The organism is Lacihabitans lacunae (assembly GCF_042649125.1).
Classification (GTDB): Bacteria; Bacteroidota; Bacteroidia; order Cytophagales; family Spirosomataceae; genus Leadbetterella; species Leadbetterella lacunae.
The window spans coordinates 1,233,346-1,259,652 of sequence record NZ_JBHRYQ010000001.1 but is presented as its reverse complement, the minus strand read 5'-3'; the positions used below and the strand labels follow the sequence as shown (position 1 = coordinate 1,259,652).

Sequence of the window (26,307 nt, the reverse complement as noted above, 5' to 3'; positions counted from 1 at the left end):
TTTTTATAAAATTGAATATTAACAAGCATTTTCCAAAACAACTCGAAGACGAGGCAATTTATATTCTTAGAGAAGTAGCGGCACAGTTTGAACGTCCAGCGTTATTGTTTTCTGGTGGAAAAGATTCTATTACATTAGTGAGGTTAGCTCAAAAGGCATTTTATCCAGGTAAAATCCCTTTTCCATTGGTTCATGTAGATACTGGTCATAATTTCCCTGAAACTATTTCATTCAGAGATCAATTGGCGAAAGAGCTGGGTGTGGAGCTTATAGTAAGAAATGTAGAAGACTCTATCAAAGCAGGTAAAGCAAAAGAAGAAACGGGTAAATATGCGAGTAGAAATGCTCTACAGACCGTTACTTTGCTTGACACTATCGAGGAGTTTAAGTTTGATGCCTGTATTGGAGGTGCTCGTAGAGACGAAGAAAAAGCAAGGGCCAAAGAACGTATATTTTCAGTAAGAAATGATTTTGGTGAATGGGATTCGAAAAAACAACGCCCTGAGTTGTTTGAAATGCTAAATGGTAAAATAGAATTGGGCGAAAACGTGCGAGTTTTTCCAATTTCAAACTGGACCGAACTTGACGTTTGGAATTACATAAAAGAAGAAAATCTTGAAATACCTTCTATATATTTTGCCCACGAAAGAGAAGTCTTTGACAGAGACGGTATGATTTGGTCAGATTCTGAATTTATTAATAAATCAGAAGACGAAGTGCCTTATAAAACCATCGTTAGGTTTAGAACAGTAGGTGATATGACTTGTACTGCCGCAGTTTCATCGACTGCAAGCCATATAGATCAGATTATCGAAGAAATATTAGAGGCTGAGATATCGGAAAGAGGAGCTCGAATAGATGATAAACGTTCAGAAGCTGCCATGGAAAAACGTAAGCAGCAAGGGTATTTTTGAATATTCTATCAAAAAACGAGTATTGTTCTCTTTCAAAAAAACTTTAAAAACGTAAAATGGATATATTAAGAATAGCAACAGCAGGATCGGTAGACGACGGCAAAAGCACCCTAATAGGTAGATTATTGTTCGAAACTCAATCTATCACAAAAGATAAAATAGAAGCCCTTAAAGCCGCTTCGCAGCGTAAAGGACTTGACTTTGTAGACCTCTCTTTATTAACTGACGGCCTCATAGCCGAAAGAGAGCAAGGTATCACAATTGATGTGGCCAATATTTATTTCAATACACCAAACCGTAAATACATAATAGCCGACACTCCCGGTCACTTTGAATATACACGAAATATGGTTACGGGTGCTTCTAATGCCTCGGTTTCTATAATATTAGTAGATGCCAGAAATGGAGTAGGAGAGCAAACTAGAAGACACTTTTATATAGCTTCGCTTTTAGAAATAAAAAATGTAATAGTGGCCATAAATAAAATGGATTTGGCTAATTATGACCAGTCTGTTTTTGAGAAAATTCAACAAGATTTTAATGAAATATCTGAGCAAGTAAAAAAGCCAAAACAAAAAATTTCATTTATTCCAATCTCATCTCTTTATGGTGAAAACATAGTTGAGAAATCGGACAAAATGCCTTGGTACGATTCTTTAACATTGCTTCAGCTTTTAGAAAATATCGAAATAGAAGACCAAAAAGATGATAAGTCGCTGTTTAGGTTACCTGTTCAGTTGGTGATCAGACCCAAAACGGAGGAGTTTCATGATTTCAGAGGCTACGCGGGTAGAGTTTCTTCGGGATCTATCAAGGTTGGGGACATGATTGAAGCACTACCAAGCAAGCAAATAGGTAAAATAAGTGCTATTTATAGAGCCCAGGATAGCGTAGAAGTGGCATCCAAAAACGATTCAGTTACGATAACTTTAGAAGACGATATCGATATCTCTAGAGGAAATATGCTAGTTAAAGTAGGTGAACAACCTGAATTATCTAAAGAGTTAAAAGCACGCGTTTGTTGGATGGATACTACACCTCTACAGAATGGAAAGACCTATTTGCTTCAGCATGGAGTTAATCGTCAAAAAACCAAAGTAACAGGTATTCAGAGTGTGTTGAGTATCAATAATTTTGAAGAAGAAGAGCTGCCTGAAAATATCAAATTGAATCAAATTGGGGTAGTAAGCTTTAAGTTAGCAAATCCAATATTTGCAGATCCATTTGAAGTAAATCCTCCAAACGGAGCGTTTATTTTGATAGATGAGCAATCAAACGGAACAGTAGGTGTAGGCTTTATGATCTAAGAAAAATTAAGTTTAGGGGTAAATTTTAAAAGACTATCATTTTGGTAGTCTTTTTTAGTTTCTGCCAAATTGTATAATTTCAATAGAATCTAGTAATTAAATTACAACTTTAGTGAAGGTTTATAAAATTTGGCAAAATGTGTCTTTTGCATATTATCTATTTATTAAATTGCGTAGCTGCTTTTATAATATACTATAAAAACAGCAATAGTATTCCTTTTATTTTATCGTACATTCTGTGTTTTTTCTTATTGAATATAGCATAGAGTGAGAGTACAATAACAACATCTATTAAGAAATGACTGTAAAAAATCAAAATCAAGGCCTTTATCTTCCTGAGTTTGAACATGATGCGTGTGGAATCGGTTTCCGAGCACACTTGAAAGGACGTAAGTCTCATCAAATAGTTGCTGATGCAATTACCATGTTAGAACGTATGGATCATAGAGGGGCATGTGGATGCGATCCTAACACCGGTGATGGTGCTGGTTTATTATTGCAAATTCCTCATGAGTTTTTATTTGCCGAATGTCTAGACTTAGGTTTTAAGTTGCCTTCACTTGGTAACTATGGCTTAGGTATGATTTTCTTCCCTTTTGACCAAGAGGAACGTGAAGAATGTAAAGAAATTCTTAATAGAAAAATCGCCTTACTTGGATTTAAACTTATTGGATACCGTAAAGTTCCTACTCAAAACGATACTTTAGGAGAAGGGTCGGGTTCTGTAGAGCCATGGGTAGAGCAAGTATTTATAGAAAAAACTGACGAAACTCAAAGTAATATAACATTTGAAAGAAAACTTTACGTTTTAAGACAATTTGCCTCAAGAATCATAAAAGAATCAGTAGCTGGAGCCAGAAAGCACTTCTATTTTAGTTCGCTTTCATCTAGCACGGTTTCATATAAAGGTCAGCTTACTACTGATCAACTAAAATATTATTTTCCTGATTTGACCAATCCAAATGTTGTTTCAGCATTTGCTATTGTTCACTCTCGTTTTTCTACCAACACATTTCCTTCGTGGGAATTGGCTCAGCCTTTTAGATATATCGCTCACAATGGAGAGATAAACACTGTAAAAGGAAACGTAAACTGGATTAGAGCAGCAGAAAGCACATTCTATTCTGAGTTTTTTACAGAAAAAGAAATGCAAATGATTTTGCCTATCTGTGAAGTTGGGAATTCAGACTCAGCCCAGTTAGACAATGCCATTGAGCTTCTTTATCTTTCTGGAAGATCGTTGCCTCACGTTATGATGATGCTTATTCCTGAAGCATGGGATGGAAACGAAGACATGGATCCAACTAGAAAAGCTTTTTATGAGTATCACTCTAGTATTATGGAGCCCTGGGATGGTCCAGCGTCTATTTCATTTACAGATGGAAAAATAGTAGGGGCTACACTCGATAGAAATGGACTTAGACCTTCAAGATATTGGGTATTAAATGACGATACCGTTATTATGGCATCTGAAGCAGGGGTTTTAGATGTAGATCAGTCTAAAGTAGTTTACAAAGGAAGACTTCAACCGGGAAAAATGTTCGTTGTGGACATGGAGCAAGGAAGGATTATTCCTGACGAAAAACTAAAAGCTGATATTTGTTCAAGAAAACCTTATCAAGAATGGCTCGACGAGCATAAAATTAGAATTAACGACCTTCCTGATTCAATCAGACCTTATACCAAATATGATAAAAAGTCTTTATTAAAAAGACAGATAACCAATGGTTTTACGTCTGAGGACCTTCGTATGATATTGGGGCCAATGGCCACTTCAGGTAAAGAGGCAATAGGTTCTATGGGTATTGATTCGCCTTTGGCGGTTCTTTCGCACCAAAGTCAGCATATCTCTTATTACTTTAAGCAGCTTTTTGCTCAGGTAACCAACCCACCGATAGATTCTATCCGTGAGCGTTCTATTATGTCACTGATTTCGTTTGTGGGTTCTGCAGATAATATTTTAACAGAATCTCCGTCGCATTGTCGTCAGGTTCAGTTAGAGCAGCCTGTGCTTACTATCAAGGAATTTGATAAACTTCGTTTTGTGGATTACGAAGGTTTTCAAGCGAAAACCATTAATACATATTTCAATGCAGACGCTCCAGACCCGGCTAAGTCGCTAGAATATGCACTTGAGCGTATTTGCAACTATGCAGTGGATGCAATCCATGACGGATTTGAGATTATTATATTGTCAGATAGAGCAATTGATTCTGACCACGCTCCAATTCCTTCGCTTTTGGCGGTAGCAGCAGTGCATCACCATTTAATCAAAAAAGGAATTAGAGGTAAAGTAGGGATATTAGTTGAGGCGGGCGATGTTTGGGAAACTCATCATTTTGCTACTTTGATTGGTTTCGGTGCGTCGGGTATTTGCCCTTATATAGCCCTAGAAACTATCTCTGATATGAATGCCTCAGGCATGATAGACGGAGAGTTTACAGACGAGCAATTACATAAAAACTACTCGAAGGCTGTTGACAAAGAATTGTTAAAAATATGTTCTAAAATGGGAATTTCAACACTTCAGTCATACAGAGGTGCTCAAATTTTCGAATGTATAGGTTTAAATAAATCGGTTGTTGATAAATTCTTTACGGGCACAGTTTCACGTATTGAAGGTTTGGGCCTTGCAGAAATTGCTAAAGAATGTATCATAAGACATTCGGTGGCTTTTCCTAAAGTGGTAGTTGATTCAGTAAAAAGACTAGAAGTAGGGGGAGTTTATCAATGGAAACAAAGAGGAGAAAAACACCTTTTCAATCCAGACACAATCCATTTACTTCAACAATCGTGTAAAGTTGGAGTAGAAGACCAATCTAAAGGCTTCGGAATATTCAAAAAATATTCAAAACTGATGAATGAGCAAACCGAAAATGCATTGACATTGAGAGGTTTACTCAAATTTAAAGAAGGAAACCCGATTTCTATTGATGAAGTTGAGCCAGTAGAAAACATCTTGAAGCGTTTCGCAACAGGTGCTATGTCGTTTGGCTCCATATCATGGGAGGCTCACACCACACTAGCTATAGCGATGAACCGAATAGGCGGAAAATCAAACTCTGGTGAAGGTGGCGAAGACGAAATAAGGTTTAAAGTAAGAGACAATGGAGACAACCTGAACTCGAGCATCAAGCAAGTAGCTTCAGGTAGATTCGGGGTAACTTCATATTACCTTACAAATGCTACTGAGCTTCAAATAAAAATGGCTCAAGGTGCTAAGCCTGGTGAAGGTGGACAGTTACCGGGGCATAAAGTAGATGATTGGATAGGTAGAGTAAGACATTCTACCCCAGGTGTAGGTTTGATTTCACCACCTCCTCACCACGACATTTACTCCATCGAAGATTTAGCTCAGCTTATATATGATCTAAAAAATGCGAATAGAGAGTCAAGGATTTCAGTGAAATTGGTTTCTGAGGCTGGTGTTGGTACAGTAGCATCGGGTGTAGCGAAAGCACACTCAGACGTTATTCTTATAGCGGGATACGATGGAGGTACAGGTGCTTCGCCGCTTTCGTCTATCAGACATGCAGGTTTACCTTGGGAGCTTGGTTTGGCTGAAGCACACCAGACTTTAGTGAAAAATAAATTAAGAGGTAGAATAACGCTTCAAACTGACGGTCAAATACGTACGGGAAGAGATATCGTGATTGCTACTTTGCTTGGAGCAGAAGAATTTGGTGTGGCTACAGCAGCCTTGGTTGCTACAGGTTGTATTTTAATGCGTAAATGTCACTTAAATACTTGCCCTGTCGGTATTGCCACTCAAAATAAAGAGTTAAGGGCATTGTTCTCTGGGAAGCCTGAGCACGTTGTAAACATGTTTTACTATTTAGCTATGGAGGTTAGAGAAATAATGGCCGAGTTAGGTTTTAGAACTATAAACGAAATGGTAGGTCAAGCTCAAATGCTTGAGAAAAGACCAGACATTAACCATTGGAAATACAAACACTTGGATCTTTCTAAAATATTATATAAAGAAGATGCAGATCCTTCAGTAGCACTTTATAAACAAGAAGAGCAAGACCACGGTATTGCAGGTGTTTTAGATCATACTTTGATTAAAGACGCGAAAGCGGCACTTGATAATGGAACAAAAGTTACTGGAGAATATGAGGTAAACAACCTCAATCGCTCTATCGGTGCAATGATCTCAAATGAGATTTCAAAGAAATATAATGGAGGTGGCTTAGAGGCTGGAACCATTCATTATAAGTTTAGAGGTACTGCAGGTCAGTCCTTTGGAGCTTTTTCTACAAAAGGGCTTAAATTTGAGCTAGAAGGAGACGCAAACGATTACTTTGGAAAAGGATTATGTGGAGCTGAGTTAATCGTATATCCAGATCGTAAAGCTACCTTCAAAGCCAGTGACAATATGGCTGTAGGAAACGTTTCATTCTATGGTGCTACATCAGGAGAGGCATATATCAAAGGTATGGCCGGAGAGCGTTTTTGTGTGCGTAACTCAGGGGCTAGTGTAGTGGTTGAAGGTATTGGTGACCACGGTTGCGAGTACATGACAGGTGGAGTAGTTGTGGTTTTAGGTGAAACTGGTAAAAACTTTGCAGCTGGTATGAGTGGAGGTTTAGCATTCATTTATGACCAAAACAATGACTTTGATAGTAAGTGTAACAAAGAAATGGTTGAACTAGCTGAACTTTTAGAAGATGACATCAATTTGTTACATGAAATGATTTCTAAGCATTTTGCAACTACACAAAGCGATGTTGCTAAATATATTTTAGACAACTGGGATACCGAAATTTCGAAATTTGCTAAAGTATTCCCTACGGATTACAAAAGGATTTTGATGGAGAGAAAAAATGCAGAGTCGGTAGCTGCTTAATTAAAAGAATTTCAGATTAAAAATATAAAGATTAAGGTTATGGGAAAACCAACTGGTTTCTTAGAATTTGAAAGAAAAGCATCTCAAAAAAGAGATGTGAATGAAAGAAAAAACGATTATAACGAAGTAGAATTAGGATTTTCGGAAGAGCAAACCAAAAACCAAGCAGCTAGATGCATGGATTGCGGTATTCCTTTTTGTCACTCTGGTTGTCCATTGGGTAATATTATTCCTGAATTTAATGACGCCGTTTATGAAGAAAACTGGCAGTATGCTTTTGAATTATTAAGTTCAACAAACAATTTTCCTGAGTTTACTGGTAGAATTTGCCCGGCACCTTGTGAGTCTTCATGCGTGCTAGGAATTAATAAAAACCCTGTTGCGATTGAGTACATCGAAAAATCGATTGTAGAGAAAGCATTTGATAACGGTTGGGTGCAACCTAAGCCTCCGCTTAAGCGTACCGGTAAAAAAGTTGCTGTGGTAGGTTCTGGTCCTGCTGGTCTTGCTGCTGCTACACAACTCAACAAAGCTGGTCATTTGGTGACTTTGTTCGAAAGAGCAGATCAAATTGGTGGTCTAGTTAGATATGGTATTCCTGATTTTAAACTTGATAAAAGCATTATTGACCGCAGAATGGAGGTCATGAAAGCTGAAGGTATTATTTTCAAAACTTCTACAAATGTGGGTGTAAACTACAAAACGGAGAAGTTAATGGACGAATTTGATGCGGTTTTACTCACAGGTGGTTCCACTGTTCCGAGAGATATTAATATCAAAGGACGTGAGTTAAAAGGGATACACTTTGCAATGGAGTTTTTAAGTCAGTCTAACAAACGAGTGGCTACCCAAAAAGGTGTCACTGTAGATTACTCTAAAGATCATACCGGACAAATTTTCGAAAATGGAGAATTGCTAGCAACTGGAAAAAATGTATTTGTGATCGGTGGTGGTGACACAGGCTCTGACTGCGTAGGTACTTCAAACCGTCAAGGTGCTAAGTCTATCAATCAAATTGAGATTATGCCTATGCCTCCAAAAACAAGAGCTGAAAGCACGCCTTGGCCACTTTGGCCTATGATGCTTCGTACTTCTACTTCGCACGAAGAAGGGTGTGAGAGGGCTTGGAGTGTAAATACCAAAGAATTTATCGGTGATGAAAACGGTAACCTTAAAGCCATAAGATTGGTGGATATCGAATGGGTGAGCGAAAAAGGTAGAATGGTAATGAAAGAAATAGAAGGCTCTGAAAGAGATATTCCTGCAGAGTTAGCTCTTATCGCAGCTGGTTTTTTGAATCCTCAACAAGAAGGTTTATTAGAGCAGTTAGGTGTTAAGCTAGACGGCAGAGGAAATGTAGACGCCAATAACTACGCCACTTCGGTGAAAAAAGTTTTTGCTGCTGGTGACATGCGTAGGGGGCAATCTCTTGTGGTTTGGGCTATCTCTGAAGGTAGAGAAGCTGCGAGAGCTATAGATGAATTCCTCGAAGGGTATTCATTCTTAGAAGCAAAAGCAGTTTCAATGATTTCTGCAGAGTATACAAGCATTTAAGATTTTTAGATTTTATACTAAAAAGAGCCACTCATTTTTGGGTGGCTCTTTCTGTTTTTATTTGTACCATTTTTGAAGTTTCAAAATTGGTCAAATCTAAAAAAACTATCTTTTCTGGTTTAAGTTGGCTTTAGTTGAGATTTCGCTTTAATAAAAATCAAATCTCATAAAACGTTCTTTCATTAATTCTGCAAATTCTGATTTGAGTTCGTCGGTTAAAAAACTTTTTTGGACTACTTCAAGCATTTCGTATCTACAGTAGTAGAAGTTTTCAAGAGTTTTGTCTAATTGCTTTTTTGTGAGACCTCCTAGTTCAAATGCCGCTAAGAAATCTTTATATTTCAAATTGCTCTTTTTGCCATTTAAAGTCAAAGCCAACTCTTCTTTATCACTTTTGTTGACTAAAGCTGTGCTCAACATATCGTATGCCGGACTTAACATATACTGGCCTTTTTGTTCAGATTCTAAAAGCGAGAAGTTCTTTAGGTGCATATCGGCATTTCCAGTCAAAAAACTAAAAATCACATATTCATAGAAGTTAGTGACGTCAAGTAGGGGGGCGGCCGAATATTTCAAAAGTGCCTTGGCAACTTGTTCGTGACTTCCTTTATATTTGTCTTCGGTTAACCTTTCAGTTAATTGGCACATGTCTTCCATGTGTCGCATTTCTTTTCTGTTTCTGTCTACTCGTTTGGTCAAATAGCACAATGTACCATCTAGTAATGGAAAAAGCGTATGAGGCACAGCTTTTAAGCCACAAACTTCTGCCATTTTCATGGTGCAATCTTCGAGTTCAGGTAATTCTCTGTAAAAGTCAGAAGGCGGTTTTAGTATGTAGTCGCCATATAGTCCTACTATTGTCAGTTTTTTCAAAGCATTTCTTTCTTGTTTTCGGTGCCAACTTAAACTTACCTTTGCCTGAACGCCAGTAACAGCCATGTTTGCGTTCAAAAATTGCTGTGCCAAATTTGCCAAGTCTTCTTTGTTATATTCAAATCGAGGCAAATACCCTTGGCCGAAAAAACGTTTGCTGCAAGCTTGATGAAAGAGTTCTTCTTTTTCTTCTAATTTATTGTAACAGTAAAGGCATCTTTTTCTAGAGTTATGATATGGAGTTTCCGGCTCTCGGACTTCAAATCCAACAGTTGTTTTATAAAGTGGGTTTTTGTTTTTATAATTCTTCATTTTCTTCAGAAATTACGCTCACAGCTCCAATACTATTTTTGCAGCATGCTAGCAATAATCCAAATCGATCATTTGCTTTTACTTTCCAGTTATCGATCGCTATATCTAGTAGCCAGCCTTCTGGTATTAATCCATCAAAAAAAGGAAACAAAACTTTACTTTGATAAGGTTGGACTTGAAGTTTTAGTGTTTGGCTTATTGGAAATGCTTCATTACTAGATATATAATCTGTGTCATACGTGAATTTATATCCACTTTCTGTTTCTTCTAACTGTCCTGCTAATGCACTATGAAACCATATTTTAGCTATTCTATTCATTCTTCCTTTTGGTTTCTATTGGGCCTAGTTCGGCTCCAAAAAGTGCTAGTATTTTGTTTACAGTGTCCATTCTTAATGTTTTTTTTCCTTGTTCTAAGTCTCTAACCGACTTTAACCCTACATCTGCTTTTTCGGCTAATTCTATCTGTGTTATTCCGGTAAGTTTCCTTTTGTCTTTTACAAAATTAATTAAAGGTGTTTTTTCTGTCATTTTTATATTCATTTAAATATAATTTTCAAAATTATAGAAAAATTATATACAATTAGGTATATTTTTTAAATTTATTTAATTTTTATATTTTAATAGATATAAAAATATTTTACAAAAGTATGTTGTATCTACTTTTTGTAAGATTTAGGATGCTATAAAAAACAAAAAAGCCACCCTTTCGGATGGCTTTCAAACTATATGAACTTTGAAACTTACAGATTCATTTTCTTTAATTCGTTTACGGCATGGTCTGCAGCACGTGCTGTAAAGGCCATATAGGTAAGCGATGGGTTTACGCAAGAAGAAGAAACCATAAATGCTCCATCTGTTACATAAACGTTTTCAGCACCCCAAACTTGATTGTGTTTGTTTAGTACTGAAGTTTTTGGATCGTGTCCCATTCTTGCAGTTCCCATTTCATGGATACCAATACCTGGAGCTTTTTCTTTATCATGGAAGGTATGCACATCTTTTACTCCGGCAGCCTCCAACATATTTGCAGCTTCTGCTTCCATTGCTTCACGCATTTTCCACTCGTTTTTACCCCAAGCTGCATCAAAGTTAATGATAGGAAGTCCCCATTTATCTTTGTTTTCGGTAAGTGTAAATCTGTTTGATGGATCTGGTAGAGTTTCTCCAAAACCACCTAAATTTATACCCCAGTCTCCAACCTGCGTGTTTGCATCTTTTAGTTCTTTTCCAAAACCGTCAGAAGAAGCCCTTCCGCGGCTTGCACCACCTTGGTAACCAAACCCTCTTACGAAATCACGTTTGTCTTTACCCCAGTTTGTAAATCTTGGAATATATATACCGTTTGGTCTTCTTCCAAAATAATACATATCTTTAAAACCGTCCCATTTTCCACCAGCACCTACTCCTAAGTGGTGATCCATGATGTTTCTTCCCAATTGGTCAGAAGCATTTCCTAATCCATTCGGATGAGTTTTTGATTTAGACTGCATTAAAATCCAAGCAGAGTTAACCGCACTTGCATTTAAAAATATAACCTTAGCGAAAAACTCTACTTCTTCTTTTGTGTTTTGATCGATTGCCTTTACACCAATTGCTTTCTTTTTTTCGTCATCAAATATTACTTGATACACGATTTTATCATTGATAAGCGTTAGGTTTCCTGTTTTTTTAGCTGCTGGCAAAGTTGCAGCTTGTGTACTGAAATAGGCTCCGTAAGGGCATCCTCTCATACATCTGTTTCTGAACTGACACTGCGAGCGTCCTAACTCCTTTTGCTCCTCGGTAGGATTAGTTAGGTGAGCCACTCTTCCAATAATCATTTTACGGTCTGGAAATTTAGACTCAATTCCTTTTTTTACCTCCCTTTCTACACAGTTTAGTTCCATAGCTGGTTGAAATTCAGAATCAGGCAAAACATCTAAACCCTCTTTTGAACCAGAAATACCAGCAAATTTTTCAACGTATGCATACCAAGGCTCAATTTCTTTGTATCTAACTGGCCAATCGATGCCTATTCCGTCTTCAAGGTTTGCTGTAAAATCTTTTTCATTCCATCTATATGACTGACGGCCCCATAATAATGATCTACCTCCTGTATGATATCCACGGATCCAGTCGAATCTACGTGTTTCTTCATACGGATTATCTATATCTTTCTCAAAAAAGTGACGGTGCTCTTCGTTTGCTGTGTAACCTGTTCTAACGCCCGCCCAATAGTCTTTGCGTGCTTGGTTATCTACTCTTCCGCGGTGTTCAAATTCCCACGACTCTTGCATTGCAGTAGTATAACCCGATATATGTTCTACATCTCTACCTCTTTCTATCATGGCTACTTTTAAGCCTTTTTGGGTTAATTCTTTGGCGGCCCAACCACCCGAAATACCAGATCCAACGACAATGGCGTCATACGTAACTGATTCCTTTCCTTTTGCTTGTATATTCATGTTGAATTTTTTCTAGATTGAATAGGTTAAATAAAATTAAATTGCATACGCTTTTGTACCCGGCTCTATTTTGATACATGCATCAAATCTTCCTGGAATCGGCACAAAGTCAAGGGCCTGAGTAGCACCTGGCTCAGATGTAAAGTATCCGAAAAGGGTTAGTTCTTTCGCAAGTGTAAAAAATGGTGTAGGTATTTCCGCTTCATCTTTTTTCTTTTGGTTTTCTTTTACCAAACCACTTTCGATATCTACTTCTTTGGCTTTTTTCTTTTGGTTATTAGCTTCGTTTTCAGCTTTAGCCAAACCTTGCATGATTTTTATAACTTCTATTTTTTTGTCTTCGGCTAGGCTTACGAAGCTTCCACCTACTTTTTTGGCTTCTTCTTCTACTTTGTCAAGACCAGCTTTGAAGTGGGCTTGCTGAAGTTCAGAATAACAATCGCGTAGCATTAACTCTATAAAAGGGCCTACACCTGCTTCTTTGGCACCTGGTGTATCTGTTTTTGGGATAATTACTTCGGCTATTTCGGCTAATAAAGATTTGTATTCAGGGGTTAAACTGAAAACCGAACCAGTTTCTGAACTGCTCGATTTGCAACCATCAAGCATGGCCACTAATGTCGGGGCTGAAAGTGCTCCACCCATAAGGTAGGCTACTCTTTGTAAGGCATTTCTTCTGTTCAATTTGATATTTTTAAAGGTTGAAAAATAAAACTCGTACTTAAAAATAATAAGTATTCGGTTTGATACAAAGCGTTAATCGACCAAATGCATATTTCTGTGTAAAATAACTAAAAAAAAGGCTCAATGTTACTTGAGCCTTATATTAAATTTTTATTATCCTATTTATTGAAGGAAACTCTCCGCTTTTGATATCGCATCTGACAATCCTGAAATATCGCTCCCACCTGCGGTGGCAAAGTGAGGCTGACCACCACCGCCACCTTTCATTAGTTTTGCGGCTTCTTTTACAATATTTCCGGCGTGTAAACTTTTCTCTTTCACCAAGTTTTCATCTATCAATACCGCCAACTGTGGTTTGTCTCCAACTATTGCCCCTAATACAATAAAGGGGTTTTCTAATTGGTTTTTAAGTTCAAATGCAAGTTGCTTTAGAGAATCGGCATTAGGCACTTCTACTTTGGCCGAAATTACACTTACACCACTTATAGATTTTACAGATTTTAATAAATCACCTTTTAATGCTTGTACTTTTTCGTTTTCCAATGCTTCTATTTTCTTTTGAAGCGAAGATTTTTCTTCTATCAAACTTTCTATGGCTTTTGGTAAATCTATAGCTCCTTTAAGCAATTCTTTGATTTTGTCTAAAGTAGCTGTTTGGCTTCTTAGTAACTCAAGGGCTTTTAGACCAGTTACGGCCTCCACTCTTCTAACTCCTGCAGAAACCGAGCCTTCGGAGGTAAATTTAAATAATCCAATTTCGCCTGTGCCTTGAACGTGACTACCACCGCAAAGTTCCACCGAAAACTTAGGGTCAAACGTAATAACTCTAACAAAGTCACCGTATTTTTCCCCGAAAGTGGCTGTTGCACCAAGACTCATAGCTTCGTCTATCGGCACATTACGTTTTTCGTCTAACTTAATGTTTTCTCTGATTTTCTCATTGACCACATCTTCTATCTTAGTAAGCTCTTCGTCTGTAACTTTAGAAAAATGCGAAAAGTCAAAACGCGTTACTTCATCATTTTGATAAGAACCTCTTTGTACAATATGGCTACCCAAAACTTCACGCATTGCGGCCAACATTAAGTGAGTTGCGGTATGGTTTTTCTTGATATTTTCGTGTCTTTCAGTATTGATTTTAGCAAAAACAGCTATGGGACCATCAAAAGATTCTAGTCGATCTACCAAGTTTTTATCCGTACTAATATGAATGAAAAGGTCGTTCTCCTTTTTAGTATCTTTGATATTGATGTTAAAAGGATGTTTTTCGTCCAAAACACTTATGGTGCCTTGGTCACCTACTTGCCCACCCATTTCGGCATAGAAGGGAGTTCTGTCTAAAACCAAATGAACTTCTTGGCCAGTCTTAGTTTTTACAACTCTATATTTTACCAATTGAGCTTCAGATTCAGAAAAATCATAGCCTAGAAACTCTACGCCATCTATTTCTCCCAATTCAATCCAATCTGCAGCTTCTTTAGTAGCGTCTTTTCTACTACGTGCTTTTTGCTCTGCAAGTGCAGCTTTAAAGCCTTCTTCGTCTATTTCAAATCCTTTTTCTTTGGCAATCAATGCAGTCAAATCTACTGGAAAACCGAAAGTGTCCGAAAGTTCAAAGACAGTTTGGCCGTCTAAAGTTTTACTTGTATTGTTTTCAAAAATATGGTCTAATCTTTTAAGTCCTAATTCTAGTGTTCTCAAAAAAGTTTTTTCTTCTTCTTCTACCACTCGTGTTACGAATTCTACTTGAGTTTGAAGTTCTGGAAATACATTTTTAAACTGCTCAGCCAAAACCGGAACAAGTTTACACATAAATGGCTCTCTAAAGTCCAAATATGAATATCCGTATCTTACGGCTCTTCTAAGAATTCTTCTGATTACATAACCCGCTTTGGCATTAGATGGCAATTGTCCATCTGATATAGCGAAACTTACGGCTCTAATGTGGTCTGAAATTACCCTCATGGCTACATCTACGTAGTCGTCTGAACCTAAAGTGCCGTTTACACCATATTTTTTGTTGGACATTTTCTCAATAACCTCAATCGTGTTTTGGAAAATATCAGTATCGTAATTTGATTTTTTGCCTTGTATGGCCATACAAAGACGCTCAAAACCCATACCCGTATCCACGTGTTTTGACGGAAGCGGTAGGAGTGAACCATCTGCTTTGCGTTCAAACTGCATAAATACGTTGTTCCAAATCTCAACAACTTGTGGGTGGTCTTTATTAACAAGTTCTTTACCCGATATTAAATCTACTTCGGCTTGATCTCTGAGGTCAATATGGATTTCAGAACAGGGACCACATGGACCAATGTCTCCCATTTCCCAGAAGTTGTCTTTTTTGTTTCCTAAAATTATCTTAGAATCATCGCCTAATATACTTTTCCAAATATCAAATGCTTCTTGGTCGAAAGGTACGTTGTCTTTAGTGTCTCCTTCAAATACCGATACATAGATTCTGTCTTTTGGAAGTTGAAAAACCTCAGTTAGTAGTTCCCATGACCACTGCAAAGCTTCTTTTTTAAAATAATCACCAAAAGACCAGTTTCCCAACATCTCAAACATGGTGTGGTGGTAGGTGTCAAAACCTACTTCCTCGAGGTCATTATGCTTTCCGCTTACTCTCAAACACTTTTGAGTATCGGCTATTCGAGTGCTTGGAGGGGTACCATTTCCTAGAAAAAAGTCTTTAAACTGTGCCATCCCCGAATTGTTGAACATCAAGGTAGGGTCGTTTTTGGCAACTAAGGGTGCCGAAGGCACAATTAGGTGACCTTTTGATATGAAAAAATCTAGAAATGATTTGCGTATCTGATGCGATGTCATAATTAGTATGTTATTCGTGTTTTTGGGAGAATTGTTTACCAAAAAAAGAGGTGCAAAATTAGTTTTTTTTACTGCTATTTGAAAATAAAATACATTTTTTAGTTAAACTAAGTATTTAGTTATATATTTATTTCAAAACTAAATAAACATGAAAAAGATAATACTCATTCTAGTTCTCAATAACATCTTATTTTTTGGGTTTTCTCAAAAGATAATTTTGAAGGAAAAAGAGGAGCCTGCACCTCTTAAAAATAAAAATGTACTTCAAAATGAAGCTAATTTTAGTCAGTTAGCAACTGAAAACTTTAGGTTAAACAGGACAATTAAAAACCAGTTCAAAAGAAATGATACCTATCCAGTTTTGCAGTTAAAACCCTCCAGGACTATAGAATTAGAGTTTTTTTATAACAATTTTAAAAATCTAGATTCGGTTCGATATTCGGTTTCCTATCCGGAATTAAACAGTTCGAATGTAAAAGGTAAAACGATTGTGAATACGAAAATGGAGGAGTTGAATGCAACACAACGCGATATTTTAGAAACTTTCATTAAAACTTTATTAGCTGATTTTAAACCACGAATAGAGAATATATCCAAGTATAAACTCAGAGGCTATTTTTCAGAAAGAAAAGTTGTTAAAACCAAAGATGAGTTAACAAAATATTTGAATGGACTTGATAAAAATGCAACGAAATTAAACTTATCCAATTATGGATTAAGAGAAATACCAATTGAAGCGTTTACTTTCAAAAATTTAACCTTACTTGATTTATCCGAAAACAAAATTAAAAACCTCAAAATATCAAAGAAACAGTTTCCCAAACTTGAACGTATTATTTTGACTGGGAATGTATTAAATGAAAAGACTTTTAAAGTTTCTCGAAACAAAAAGTTAAAAGTTATCAATCTTATGGATAACGACTTTGAGGCTATTCCGAAATCAATTAGAAAAGCTAAGAATCTGGAGGAGATATTGTTAGCCAATAACGCCATTCAATCTGTAAATAAATTTAAGTCCAATAAGAATCTGAAAATTTTAAATCTATATCAAAATGACATTTCGGAGTTTAAACCTAAATACGGCCGCCTTAAAAAACTAGAAATTTTAGATTTGTACCACAATAATATTAAGTTTTTAGATAAAGATATCTCTAAGCTAGAAAACCTGAAAATTCTGGCTTTAGCATACAATTCATTGTGGAATATGCCCGAGGAAATAAAAATGCTAAAAAACTTAGAAGAGTTGTATGTCCATCACAATAAGCTCCAAGATATTCCGATATTGCCAACTAGTTTAAGGCATCTTGACTTAGGTTATAACCTTTTTGAAAGCATTAATGAGCATGTTTTTTTACTGAATAACTTACAAGAACTTGATATTTCTAATAATGCCCTAACGGCTGTTCCGGTTAAAATTAAACAACTAAATAACCTTAAAACGGCATATATCACGCCTAATATTTTTGAAAGTGAAGAACATAAACTTTCAGAACTTGAACAATTAATTGTAGATTTGGAGAAAAAATCTATTAAAGTAAAATGAAATTATTTTACACCACAGAAGAAGTAGCAGGCCATTTTGATATTCCTATTTCTAAACTTGGTTTCTATATAAAAGAGTTTAGAATTAACGTAAAAAAGGTTAGTGGTGTGCGTAAATTCTCGCATAAAGACTTCGAGAAAATTGGTGATATCCTAAAATTATTAAACGAAGAAGGCTTCACCATAGAAGGTGCAAAAGCAAAACTAAAATCAAAAACCTCAACGGCTAAAAGTAATCAAGAGGTAATAGAAAAACTAAAAGATATCCGGAAAGCTTTGGTCATAATTCAGGAAAATATAGAATAATTCATGCAAGAAGAGGAAAAACTTTATACAATAGCATTAAGTAGGGTAGATGGAATTGGAGGCATAATGTTTCGTCAATTAATCAATATGTTTGGTACGGCAGAGGAAGTTTTTAATGCCAGTTCACAAAAACTATTGAAAATCCCGAATTTTGGTAAAGCCACCTATGACAGATTAAAACAAAACACCCAGGCTTTTGCCGAAGCAAAGGTGATTTTAGAAAAATCTGAAAAGGAAAATATCAGAACCATCACTTTTAAAGACGATGACTATCCAAAGAGACTCAAGCAAATCTATGAAGCTCCTCCAATACTTTATACCAAAGGAAATGGTAAACTTGAATATGAGAAAACTTTAGCAATAGTAGGTACCCGCGAAGCGAGCGACTACGGCAAAAAAGTTACAGAGGAGATAATTGAAGGTTTAGCTGGGTTAAATATTCAGGTGATTTCTGGTTTGGCATATGGGATAGACATTGCAGCACATAAAGCTGCTCTGAAGCATAAAGTTTCTACGGTGGCCGTATTGGCCAACAGCTTGGATTCTGTTTATCCAGCAATGCACAAAAAATATGCTCAGGAAATACTCGAAGATGGATTACTCATGTCTGAAAATCCCTACGGGAGCAAACTCGCTCCTGCATATTTTATATCAAGAAACAGAATCATTGCAGGCCTGAGTGATGTGGTTTTAGTTGTAGAATCTGCTAAAAAAGGCGGTTCAATGGTTACCGCGGAGTTTGCTAATAATTATAACAGAGACGTTTTCGCAATTCCTGGTTCGGTCTATCAGAAGTTTTCTGAAGGACCAAATTACCTGGTTCAAACCAATAAAGCTCAGATTTTTTCTAATACAGAAGACCTAGCCGCTTGGATGCAGTGGGGTTTAAACGATGAAGGTAAAAAAGCACCAAAACTTGAGAGAGAAATCGATTTAGCCTCTTTTACACTTGATGAAAGTAAAGTGCTGAGTGTTTTAATGCAAAAAGGAGAAGTAATGATTGACGAATTGAGTTGGCAATCTCAGGTACCTCTTAACAAATTGGCCTCTATTCTTCTAAACTTAGAATTTCAAGATTTGGTGGTGCAAAGCCCCGGAAAGAAGTTTAAACTTAAGTAGCCTTATCTCTTTTTACGAACAAGGGAAAGTAATCCCCAAGCTATAATTCCGGTGAATAGTAAAAGCAGGTTAAACAGTGTACAACTCCATTTTGTTAAACTTGCGGCAGATGCCAGTTTGGCCGCCCAAATCAACTTTTCGGGAAACTTTATTAACATAGCCACAATCCCAAAATTTTCCACTAAATCAGAAATGCCAAGTAAAAATGGGAAAATATTGAACCTATGAAAATAGTGATTTTTGCTAAAAGATTTTTGAAAGAAAAGGCTCAATAAAAAGGAGAAGGCTACCGTATATACTGCAATATAGAGCGTATCTATTATGATTTCAGTAAATAAATAAATGTTCCTTCCTGAAGCTGAATAAGACGACAATACTTGGTAGGCTTTTTCGACACTAAAGCCAAAACGAAGGTCTAAAACTACGTTTTTGTCGAATGGGTCAATAAAATGAGCTGCTTGTGGCAAAATGAAAAAACCAAAAATAAGTTGAGCTATTACGGCCACAAACAATGTCTTTGGCTTTAAATTATTATAAAAATAATCGGATAGTTTTATAAGCATAAACTAAATAGGGTTCTTAAAAGTAAATTTAAGAACCCCATAGATTAGAAACAAGAGCTTTTAAAAATTCAATCCCAAAGAAAATCCAAAATTTGGCACAACACCTTCTTTTAGCGTAAAGCTTTCTATTAATCCATTTCCTAAGTTATAATATGAGCCTCCAACTGAGCTATTTGATTTATCGCTAGCTAGCTGTTTTTTAGAAATAAACCGTATCCCACCACCAGCAAATGCATCTAAATACAGATTTTGAAATAAAGTGAATTGAATACCTAGGTTTACGTTAGGCATGGCACTCAAATAACTATTAGTCTCTTTGTTTTTTATAAATACCGAAGTGGGAGTTCCTTGCGTATTGTTGTAAATTTGAGAAAAATAACTTTTATCAAAATCATTGTGGTTGTATTCTGCTTTAATACCAGCAGAAAGGTAAACACCAAGTTTAGATTTGTCTGGCATAAAACCAAGTTTGTCGCCAGTTTGGAAGGCAGGTACATAAAATCTCCTGTCTATACCCAAAGCTAAACCTTTCCAGTTGTTAAACTGTTCATAACTACTTCCAGAGGCATTGTAATCAACTTGGTCACTTGAGTTATTTTTATAACGAAATGCATACGATATGACCAAACTTCTGGTTTTTTCTTCGTTTAAAAACTCATTACTAAATCCCAATGCACCTGTAGTAAGGCTAAATGGGTGAAATTTGAAAATTTGTTCTTTTTTGGTTTCTTGACTAAAAGCCGTTTTGACACCAAATAATAATAAAAAAAGGAGATATTTATTTTTCATGTTCAGAGACCGTTTTTTAAGGGATTTTGTTTTATAACGTAAAGGTACGGCTATTAATTATGATTAATTATGATTCTTACCATTTAGTGGTTTAAGATTTGAATATTATAATGGCCTTATAAATTTCTAAATATTATAGCCTTTTTAGCTAAATAATTTAGATGTGTGTTTTTTGTCTTAAATTGCAATAAATAGTCAAATAGAAAAGATGAGTTTTAAGCTAGTATCAAATTATAAACCAACTGGAGATCAGCCTCAGGCCATAAAAGAATTGGTTACTTCTATTAATAAAGGAGACAAAGCCAATGTGCTTTTGGGGGTTACTGGTAGTGGAAAAACCTTTACAGTTGCCAATGTAATTCAACAACTTGATAGGCCAACCTTAATACTGAGTCATAATAAAACCTTGGCAGCTCAGCTTTACGGTGAGTTTAAGCAGTTTTTTCCGGATAACTTGGTTGAATATTTTATTTCATACTATGACTATTATCAGCCGGAAGCGTTTATTGCTTCTACTAATACGTATATAGAAAAAGACCTGATGATAAATCAGGAGATTGATAAACTGAGGCTACATACGGTTTCTAGTTTGATGTCGGGTAGGAGAGACGTAATTGTAATTTCTTCTATTTCGTGTATTTATGGTGCGGGTAATCCCAATGAATTTAAACAAAGCATAGTAAAAGCGGACGTAGGAGAAACTGTAAGTAGAAATCAGTTTTTATATCGTTTGGTTGAAATCTTGTATTCACGTACCGAAATGGACTTTACAAGAGGAACATTTCGTGTAAAAGGCGACACGGTAGATATTTTTCCAGGCTATGCTGATTTTGCATATAGATTGATTTTTTGGGGAGATGAGATTGAAGAGATTCAAATGATTGATCCTAATTCGGGAAAGAAAATACAAAACGAAAAAAATGTCGTTATTTTTCCTGCCAATTTGTTTGTAACTGGTAAAGATGTGATGAAAGAATCTATCACACAGATTCAAGACGACATGGTGGCTCAAATCAAATATTTTGAAAGCGAAGGGAGAGTATTAGAAGCACAAAGAATTCAAGAAAGAACGGAGTTTGACCTTGAAATGATGCGAGAGTTAGGCTACTGTAGTGGAATTGAAAACTATTCGAGATATTTTGACAAAAGAAAACCTGGTGAAAGACCATTCTGTTTGATTGATTATTTTCCAGAAGATTTCTTAATGGTGGTAGACGAAAGCCACGTAAGTATTCCGCAAATAAGGGCCATGTATGGAGGTGATAGATCGCGTAAAACCGCTTTAGTAGAGTATGGCTTTAGGTTGCCTTCAGCGATGGACAACAGGCCACTTACCTTCCAAGAATATGAGTCCCTCACAAAACAGACAGTATATGTAAGTGCTACTCCTTCTGACTATGAGTTAAACATGGCAGACGGTGTTGTGGTAGAACAAATCATTAGACCAACAGGACTTCTCGATCCTGAAATAGACGTAAGGCCTTCTCTTAATCAAATAGATGATTTATTAGAAGAAATTAATGATAGAATTAAGAAAAATGAGCGAGTTCTGATTACGACTTTAACCAAGCGTATGGCGGAGGAGCTAAGTAAGTATTTAGACAGAGTTGGTATTAAAGGAAGATACATTCACTCGGAGGTGAAAACCATGGAAAGGGTTGAGATTTTGCGTGAATTGAGGCTAGGTGTTTTTGATGTTTTGGTTGGAGTAAATTTATTAAGAGAAGGTCTTGATTTGCCTGAAGTATCGCTCGTTGCTATAATGGATGCCGACAAAGAAGGTTTTCTTAGAGATATTCGATCATTGATTCAGACAATTGGTAGGGCAGCCAGAAACTCAAACGGAAAAGTTATCATGTATGCAGATAGAATTACTGGTTCTATGCAAAAAGCGATTGACGAAACAGCAAGAAGAAGGCAAAAGCAAATAGAATATAACCTTGAACACGGAATTACGCCAACAACTATTCTGAAAAGTAAGGAGGCTATTATGGAGCAGACTTCTATTGCGGATTTCAAACCAACTACCAAAGGATACTTTGTGGAGTCTGAGAGACTAAATATTGCAGCAGATCCTGTAGTAGCATATATGAACAAAGGCCAATTAGATGAATTGCTTAAATCAACCCAAAAGAAAATGGAGGAAGCAGCAGCAGATTTAGATTTCTTACAAGCTGCCCGATATAGAGACGAGATGAATCAGATAAAAGAGCGAATGGAAAAAGTATAAAAAAAAGAGCCAATTTTGTTGGCTCTTTTTGATTTAATATAGTCTTAGTTTTCTTATTTTTTGGGCACCAACACCCCTGTAGCTACAAAAGTTAACTCACGCTTTGGTTCCGTTATTTTAGCGATTTCTTCTTTTGACTTTCCAGCATCTTGAGCGTAGTGTCTTTGCTCATCTACAGAAGTAGTGGTCACTTCAGGAGTACCCTCAAATATGATTTTTTTGCCAGAAATATCTTTCGGTACAAAGAATCCATAATCCTTAAAGGTTACTCGCATGGTGTTTCCATCCGCTAATTTTACTTTCATCCAGCAGCCTTTGGCTTGGCATACAGACTCTACTTCAGCTTCTACTTTTATATCGCTTTGTTTTGTTTCTGATACATTGTTTAGAACAGATACTTCTGCAGCTCCAGCAGGCTTAATTTTTTCACCAAAAGAGTCATACTTTTGTGCAAATGCAAATGTGGCAGTTAAACTTAAGGCTACTGCAAATACTAATTTTTTCATGTTTGTTGTTATTTTAAAACTTCTAGCCAGCCTTTGCAGGTTTGGCCATTAGGGATTGTTAATGAATAATAATATGAACCTGTTTCAATGTTACCGCCAAAATCGTTTAAATATTTTTCAGAAGCAAATATTTTTTTTCCGAAGGCATTAAATATTTCAAGTTTAGAATCAGGATACCCAACCACAAATGTGTCATTTTTTAAATCTCCGTTTGGCGTAATCACATTCGGAATAATGCCATCCCAATATTTTAAGTTCAAAGTTTTACTCGTTTCGTATAGGCAACCGGCTTCGCTTTTTCCTATTAATTTTACTTCGTTTACGGCTATTTCTGTATATCCAGAGGTTTCATAGTTTAAAGTTTTGGCCAAAGAAATATTATTTAGTTTCCATTCAAAACTGACTAAATTTTCGCTTTTTGTTTCAAAAGAAATAAAAACAGGCGTATTGCATGCATATTGATAAATTGGTTCAAAGCTTAAAACGGGTTGAGGTTCTATATTTACAGTTACGGTTTTCTGAGGTTTGCATCCATTTGTGTAAATCGCCGTTGCAGTATAGCTTGTGGAGGTTTGGGGTTTAACTATAATACTATTTTGGGTAGGACCTGACAATCCATTAGGAGCCCACGTAATGTTACTTGTGGAGGCTGTAGCTTTTAGTTCTATACTTTGGTCCTTACAAATAGTTTGATTTTTTGAAATCTGAAAATCAGTTAAATTTTCGTCAACAGTAACTTTTACAGGAACTCTGATTGAGCATTTTGAATTTGAAATTAAAACCTGATAGATATCGCTTTCTTTGGCTTCTATTTCTATTTGTGCCGATTTCGGGTTGAGGATACTGCTGTTAGCGGTCCAAAAGTATTCTAAACCTCCACTTGCTTTTAGCTTTAATTTGGTGCCTTGGCAAACCGTAGTATCGTTTGTAATGGTATAATTAAATGCCGTAACTTTAATGAATCTGGAAGTAGAGTCCACTGCTTTGCAGTTTAAACTATTATAAGCTACTAGGGTAATTTTTACAATTCCATCTTTTAAAAATGGATATGTGGGTTCTTTTATAGAGGAAAGGAAGGCATCGTTTACGTACCATCTGTATGTATCACCACCCACCGAGGTATTTTTAAACTTTAGGTCTATTGGAGCACAAACTTCTTCGGGATTGGTTATTGACTTCCCGTCTGTTAAGTCAAATTTGGCCACAAGAGCGTCTAAATTAAACTTAAAGCCGGCCATATTGCAATTGCTGTTGTTGCTAGTGGGTTGGGCTGCTTTTTCTATAGGGAAAGAAACATAACCACCAGAGGCTTTGCAAACGCAAGCAGAATGATAGATGATACCGTTTTTATCAAACCTACAGGTTCCTCCATCGAGGTGGTCTCCTCTTTCATTATCAGGATTTGGTGGTGCTGCAGAACCAAAATACGTAGCATAAATCAAAGATTTCATTCCTTTTTCAAAAATTGCGAAGTAATAATTACTTCCAGTTGTGGTTTTTTGATAGGCATTTTCGGTTATCGGGAGGTTTTTTGTGGTGCTATTTTGGTTAAACCCATTTTTGGTATTAATTATTCCGCCCCAGCCACTAATATAGATATTTCCACAATCGTTTACTAAAAATGCAGTAGGTGTTAAATCAATTCGTCCAGTTTGCCTTCCTGTACCGAAAATACTCGAAAATCTAGTTTTGCTTAAATCGTTAGAAAAAGAGTGAATGAATTGTCCACTTTTAGCATTGGCATAAACTAATTCGGTAATTGGGTACACACCTGCCGTAAGCCCGAAAATATAAGGATTGTTCTCTTTGTCTAAGTCCAAAAACATGGCCAAATCGGCGTCCTTGGTGCCTACAAAAGTGGAGGCGACTAATTTATAATTTACAAACTTTAGAAGAAAACCATCGGAAATCCCTTGAAACGATTTATTTAATCCAATACCATTTTTAATGAAGTCTTCACTTTTGGTGGAACCACAAACGAAAATTTCACCTATGCTATTCACACGTATGCCGTAAGCAGCATCATATGCTTTTCCACTTAAATACGTACTAAAAACCAGTTTACTCGCATCGCTATTGAGCTGAAAGGCCACGCCGTCTGATGAGCCACCTCTTTTTATGTCAGAATTCACGATAGGGAAGTCGTCGGAATTACTTACAGAAGCTACATAAATGTTGTCTTTTGAGTCTACATAAACCTCCCCTCTAAATTCATCGCCGTAGTTGCTGATTTGGAGCTCTCTAAAATCATGAATTCCATCATTTTCTGAACCTCCAATGTAGGTACTTCCAATAAGTTTGGATCCATTTTCGCTCAAAACTGTCACGAAAATATCAGAACCAGCCTCGAAGCCAATTCCGGTTGTAATCGGATATCCGACTAAGGAATGACCGCCTTTAAAGGTATTTTGGTAGGCATTTGTGCCTATCGGGAAGTTGCTAGACGAAGTGGTGCCAAAAATCACCAATTCGTCTTTTGAGTTTACGATTAAGCTGTGAGGTACTTCTGAACCATTTCCTCCTAAAAAAGTAGAATACAAGATTTTGGAACCTTCAGAGGCGAATTTTGTAATCACGATGTCCGTTTTATAGGCAAGGTCATTTGGGCCAGTAGTTCCCCCGACTTTTGGCTGAAAGACATCTCCCACAATTGGGTAGTTACCGCCAAAAACGGTGCCGCCGGCGTATAAATTCCCTTTTGAGTCATAAGTGGCCGAATGCGACCAATTGTCTGATACAGAGCCAGAAAACGAGGAAAATACCAATTCAGGATCAATTATTAGTTCTTTGGAGGTGTCATAATTGCCAATCTCAAACCTTACTTTTGAGTCTACAATCTTAAAATTTGAATTGATTTTTTGTTTTGTGTTTCCATTTTTCTGGAAAGTAAAAGGCTCAAATTCTTTTATTAATCCCTGAGTTGAGTGAATTAATAGCTCCTTGTTTTGAACTTCTATTTTATTGATTCCTGCGTAAGTAAATGCTATATCATTGGGCTTACCGCCAGGTTTAATTATGTATTCATATTTTAAACTTTCACCAGAGCTATACAGCCTAAAATCAACCTGAGGGTAAATGTTACTTATTTTTATTTCTTTAAATGCCTTTACTCCTGACTTCCAGTTTTTGGGATTGCTGTCTAAATAAAAGTTAAATATTTGACCCGAATCATCACTCGCATTTATTTCAGCTTTAGAAAAAGCTTTGCCAAAATTATAGTGTATAGTCTCAAAGGGTGTGGTAGGAGAGATTTTAGCATTTTTTGAAGTAGGCTCGCCGTGGTTAATATTAGAGAAAAGTTGATAAGAAATGCCTTCTGAATGTACCCAAGCTATGCCACCCGGTATATGGGCTCTGTAAAAAATATTTTGAGGCCATTGTCCTATGTTTTCTATAAATAGAAAATTTACTCCTGGATTAGCACCAAAAGTATTTAGCAAATTAGAAAAAAAGATTAGTAAAAATAAACCATATCTTAACA

General features: G+C 36.4%; 18 protein-coding genes. 8 read left to right on the top strand and 10 right to left on the bottom strand.

Features of this window, described 5'->3' with window-relative positions; translation table 11 throughout:
- Positions 1-17 precede the first annotated feature (17 nt).
- From cysD to ACFOOI_RS05355, 4 genes are all read left to right on the top strand, one after another.
- Entirely contained in the window at positions 18-914 is an 897-nt protein-coding gene (gene cysD, locus ACFOOI_RS05370) for a sulfate adenylyltransferase subunit CysD (RefSeq protein ID WP_379840179.1), read from the top strand.
- Between the two features lie 56 nt (positions 915-970).
- Positions 971-2,221, top strand: coding sequence for a sulfate adenylyltransferase subunit 1 (locus tag ACFOOI_RS05365; RefSeq protein WP_379835868.1), 1,251 nt, complete (start codon positions 971-973; stop codon positions 2,219-2,221).
- A 298-nt stretch (positions 2,222-2,519) separates the two neighbouring features.
- The gene (gene gltB / locus ACFOOI_RS05360; protein WP_379835866.1) at positions 2,520-7,070 is read left to right on the top strand and encodes a glutamate synthase large subunit; all 4,551 of its coding nucleotides are present in this window, start codon (positions 2,520-2,522) and stop codon (positions 7,068-7,070) included.
- A gap of 39 nt (positions 7,071-7,109) precedes the next feature.
- On the top strand, positions 7,110-8,624 hold the full coding sequence (locus ACFOOI_RS05355; protein ID WP_379835864.1) for a glutamate synthase subunit beta: 1,515 nt from the start codon (positions 7,110-7,112) through the stop codon (positions 8,622-8,624).
- A 147-nt stretch (positions 8,625-8,771) separates the two neighbouring features.
- On the opposite strand, the gene ACFOOI_RS05350 is transcribed toward ACFOOI_RS05355, so the two are convergent.
- From ACFOOI_RS05350 to alaS, 6 genes are all read right to left on the bottom strand, one after another.
- On the bottom strand, positions 8,772-9,809 hold the full coding sequence (locus tag ACFOOI_RS05350; RefSeq protein ID WP_379835862.1) for a HipA domain-containing protein: 1,038 nt from the start codon (positions 9,807-9,809) through the stop codon (positions 8,772-8,774).
- Positions 9,796-10,128, bottom strand: coding sequence for a HipA N-terminal domain-containing protein (locus ACFOOI_RS05345; protein WP_379835860.1), 333 nt, complete (start codon positions 10,126-10,128; stop codon positions 9,796-9,798). Before ACFOOI_RS05345 ends, ACFOOI_RS05350 begins: the two co-directional genes overlap by 14 nt.
- Positions 10,121-10,339 (bottom strand): helix-turn-helix domain-containing protein, encoded by a 219-nt coding sequence (locus tag ACFOOI_RS05340; protein WP_379835858.1) that lies wholly within the window; start codon positions 10,337-10,339, stop codon positions 10,121-10,123. The genes ACFOOI_RS05345 and ACFOOI_RS05340 overlap by 8 nt, the downstream gene beginning before the upstream one ends.
- Positions 10,340-10,551: 212 nt before the next feature.
- Positions 10,552-12,255, bottom strand: a complete 1,704-nt coding sequence (locus ACFOOI_RS05335) for an FAD-dependent oxidoreductase (protein ID WP_379835856.1) — start codon at positions 12,253-12,255, stop codon at positions 10,552-10,554.
- A 36-nt stretch (positions 12,256-12,291) separates the two neighbouring features.
- Positions 12,292-12,939, bottom strand: a complete 648-nt coding sequence (locus ACFOOI_RS05330; protein WP_379835854.1) for a gluconate 2-dehydrogenase subunit 3 family protein — start codon at positions 12,937-12,939, stop codon at positions 12,292-12,294.
- A 162-nt stretch (positions 12,940-13,101) separates the two neighbouring features.
- Positions 13,102-15,771: an alanine--tRNA ligase gene (gene alaS, locus ACFOOI_RS05325; RefSeq protein ID WP_379835852.1), complete on the bottom strand. Its 2,670-nt coding sequence runs from the start codon at positions 15,769-15,771 to the stop codon at positions 13,102-13,104.
- 148 nt (positions 15,772-15,919) lie between these two features.
- On the opposite strand from alaS, the gene ACFOOI_RS05320 reads away from it, so the two are divergent.
- From ACFOOI_RS05320 to dprA, 3 genes are read left to right on the top strand one after another with little or no spacing between them, the layout of a single operon-like run.
- Positions 15,920-17,314 (top strand): leucine-rich repeat domain-containing protein, encoded by a 1,395-nt coding sequence (locus ACFOOI_RS05320; protein ID WP_379835850.1) that lies wholly within the window; start codon positions 15,920-15,922, stop codon positions 17,312-17,314.
- Positions 17,311-17,619: a MerR family transcriptional regulator gene (locus tag ACFOOI_RS05315; RefSeq protein WP_379835848.1), complete on the top strand. Its 309-nt coding sequence runs from the start codon at positions 17,311-17,313 to the stop codon at positions 17,617-17,619. Before ACFOOI_RS05320 ends, ACFOOI_RS05315 begins: the two co-directional genes overlap by 4 nt.
- A 3-nt stretch (positions 17,620-17,622) precedes the next feature.
- Positions 17,623-18,738, top strand: a complete 1,116-nt coding sequence (gene dprA / locus ACFOOI_RS05310; RefSeq protein WP_379835846.1) for a DNA-processing protein DprA — start codon at positions 17,623-17,625, stop codon at positions 18,736-18,738.
- Positions 18,739-18,740: 2 nt separating this feature from the next.
- Here dprA and ACFOOI_RS05305 read toward each other — a convergent pair whose 3' ends face one another.
- A complete protein-coding gene (locus ACFOOI_RS05305; protein ID WP_379835844.1) occupies positions 18,741-19,301 on the bottom strand; it encodes a hypothetical protein in 561 nt (186 codons plus the stop codon).
- 60 nt (positions 19,302-19,361) lie between these two features.
- Positions 19,362-20,090: a hypothetical protein gene (locus tag ACFOOI_RS05300; RefSeq protein ID WP_379835842.1), complete on the bottom strand. Its 729-nt coding sequence runs from the start codon at positions 20,088-20,090 to the stop codon at positions 19,362-19,364.
- Between the two features lie 208 nt (positions 20,091-20,298).
- Between ACFOOI_RS05300 and uvrB the strand changes: the two genes are divergently transcribed.
- The gene (gene uvrB, locus ACFOOI_RS05295) at positions 20,299-22,320 is read left to right on the top strand and encodes an excinuclease ABC subunit UvrB (RefSeq protein WP_379835840.1); all 2,022 of its coding nucleotides are present in this window, start codon (positions 20,299-20,301) and stop codon (positions 22,318-22,320) included.
- 53 nt (positions 22,321-22,373) lie between these two features.
- On the opposite strand, the gene ACFOOI_RS05290 is transcribed toward uvrB, so the two are convergent.
- Together ACFOOI_RS05290 and ACFOOI_RS05285 are read right to left on the bottom strand one after the other, a co-directional pair.
- On the bottom strand, positions 22,374-22,826 hold the full coding sequence (locus ACFOOI_RS05290; protein WP_379835838.1) for a DUF4920 domain-containing protein: 453 nt from the start codon (positions 22,824-22,826) through the stop codon (positions 22,374-22,376).
- An 8-nt stretch (positions 22,827-22,834) separates the two neighbouring features.
- Positions 22,835-26,266, bottom strand: coding sequence for a DUF7948 domain-containing protein (locus ACFOOI_RS05285; RefSeq protein ID WP_379835836.1), 3,432 nt, complete (start codon positions 26,264-26,266; stop codon positions 22,835-22,837).
- Positions 26,267-26,307 lie beyond the last annotated feature (41 nt).

Excerpts from the sequence above, each read along its gene's own strand:
- uvrB (WP_379835840.1), top strand. The coding sequence starts at position 20,299 with ATGAGTTTTAAGCTAGTATCAAATTATAAACCAACTGGAGATCAGCCT.
- ACFOOI_RS05355 (WP_379835864.1), top strand. The coding sequence starts at position 7,110 with ATGGGAAAACCAACTGGTTTCTTAGAATTTGAAAGAAAAGCATCTCAA.
- ACFOOI_RS05305 (WP_379835844.1), bottom strand. The coding sequence starts at position 19,301 with ATGCTTATAAAACTATCCGATTATTTTTATAATAATTTAAAGCCAAAG.
- dprA (WP_379835846.1), top strand. The coding sequence starts at position 17,623 with ATGCAAGAAGAGGAAAAACTTTATACAATAGCATTAAGTAGGGTAGAT.
- alaS (WP_379835852.1), bottom strand. The coding sequence starts at position 15,771 with ATGACATCGCATCAGATACGCAAATCATTTCTAGATTTTTTCATATCA.
- ACFOOI_RS05315 (WP_379835848.1), top strand. The coding sequence starts at position 17,311 with ATGAAATTATTTTACACCACAGAAGAAGTAGCAGGCCATTTTGATATT.
- ACFOOI_RS05350 (WP_379835862.1), bottom strand. The coding sequence starts at position 9,809 with ATGAAGAATTATAAAAACAAAAACCCACTTTATAAAACAACTGTTGGA.
- ACFOOI_RS05290 (WP_379835838.1), bottom strand. The coding sequence starts at position 22,826 with ATGAAAAAATTAGTATTTGCAGTAGCCTTAAGTTTAACTGCCACATTT.
- ACFOOI_RS05345 (WP_379835860.1), bottom strand. The coding sequence starts at position 10,128 with ATGAATAGAATAGCTAAAATATGGTTTCATAGTGCATTAGCAGGACAG.
- ACFOOI_RS05365 (WP_379835868.1), top strand. The coding sequence starts at position 971 with ATGGATATATTAAGAATAGCAACAGCAGGATCGGTAGACGACGGCAAA.
- ACFOOI_RS05340 (WP_379835858.1), bottom strand. The coding sequence starts at position 10,339 with ATGACAGAAAAAACACCTTTAATTAATTTTGTAAAAGACAAAAGGAAA.
- ACFOOI_RS05320 (WP_379835850.1), top strand. The coding sequence starts at position 15,920 with ATGAAAAAGATAATACTCATTCTAGTTCTCAATAACATCTTATTTTTT.
- ACFOOI_RS05300 (WP_379835842.1), bottom strand. The coding sequence starts at position 20,090 with ATGAAAAATAAATATCTCCTTTTTTTATTATTATTTGGTGTCAAAACG.
- ACFOOI_RS05335 (WP_379835856.1), bottom strand. The coding sequence starts at position 12,255 with ATGAATATACAAGCAAAAGGAAAGGAATCAGTTACGTATGACGCCATT.
- gltB (WP_379835866.1), top strand. The coding sequence starts at position 2,520 with ATGACTGTAAAAAATCAAAATCAAGGCCTTTATCTTCCTGAGTTTGAA.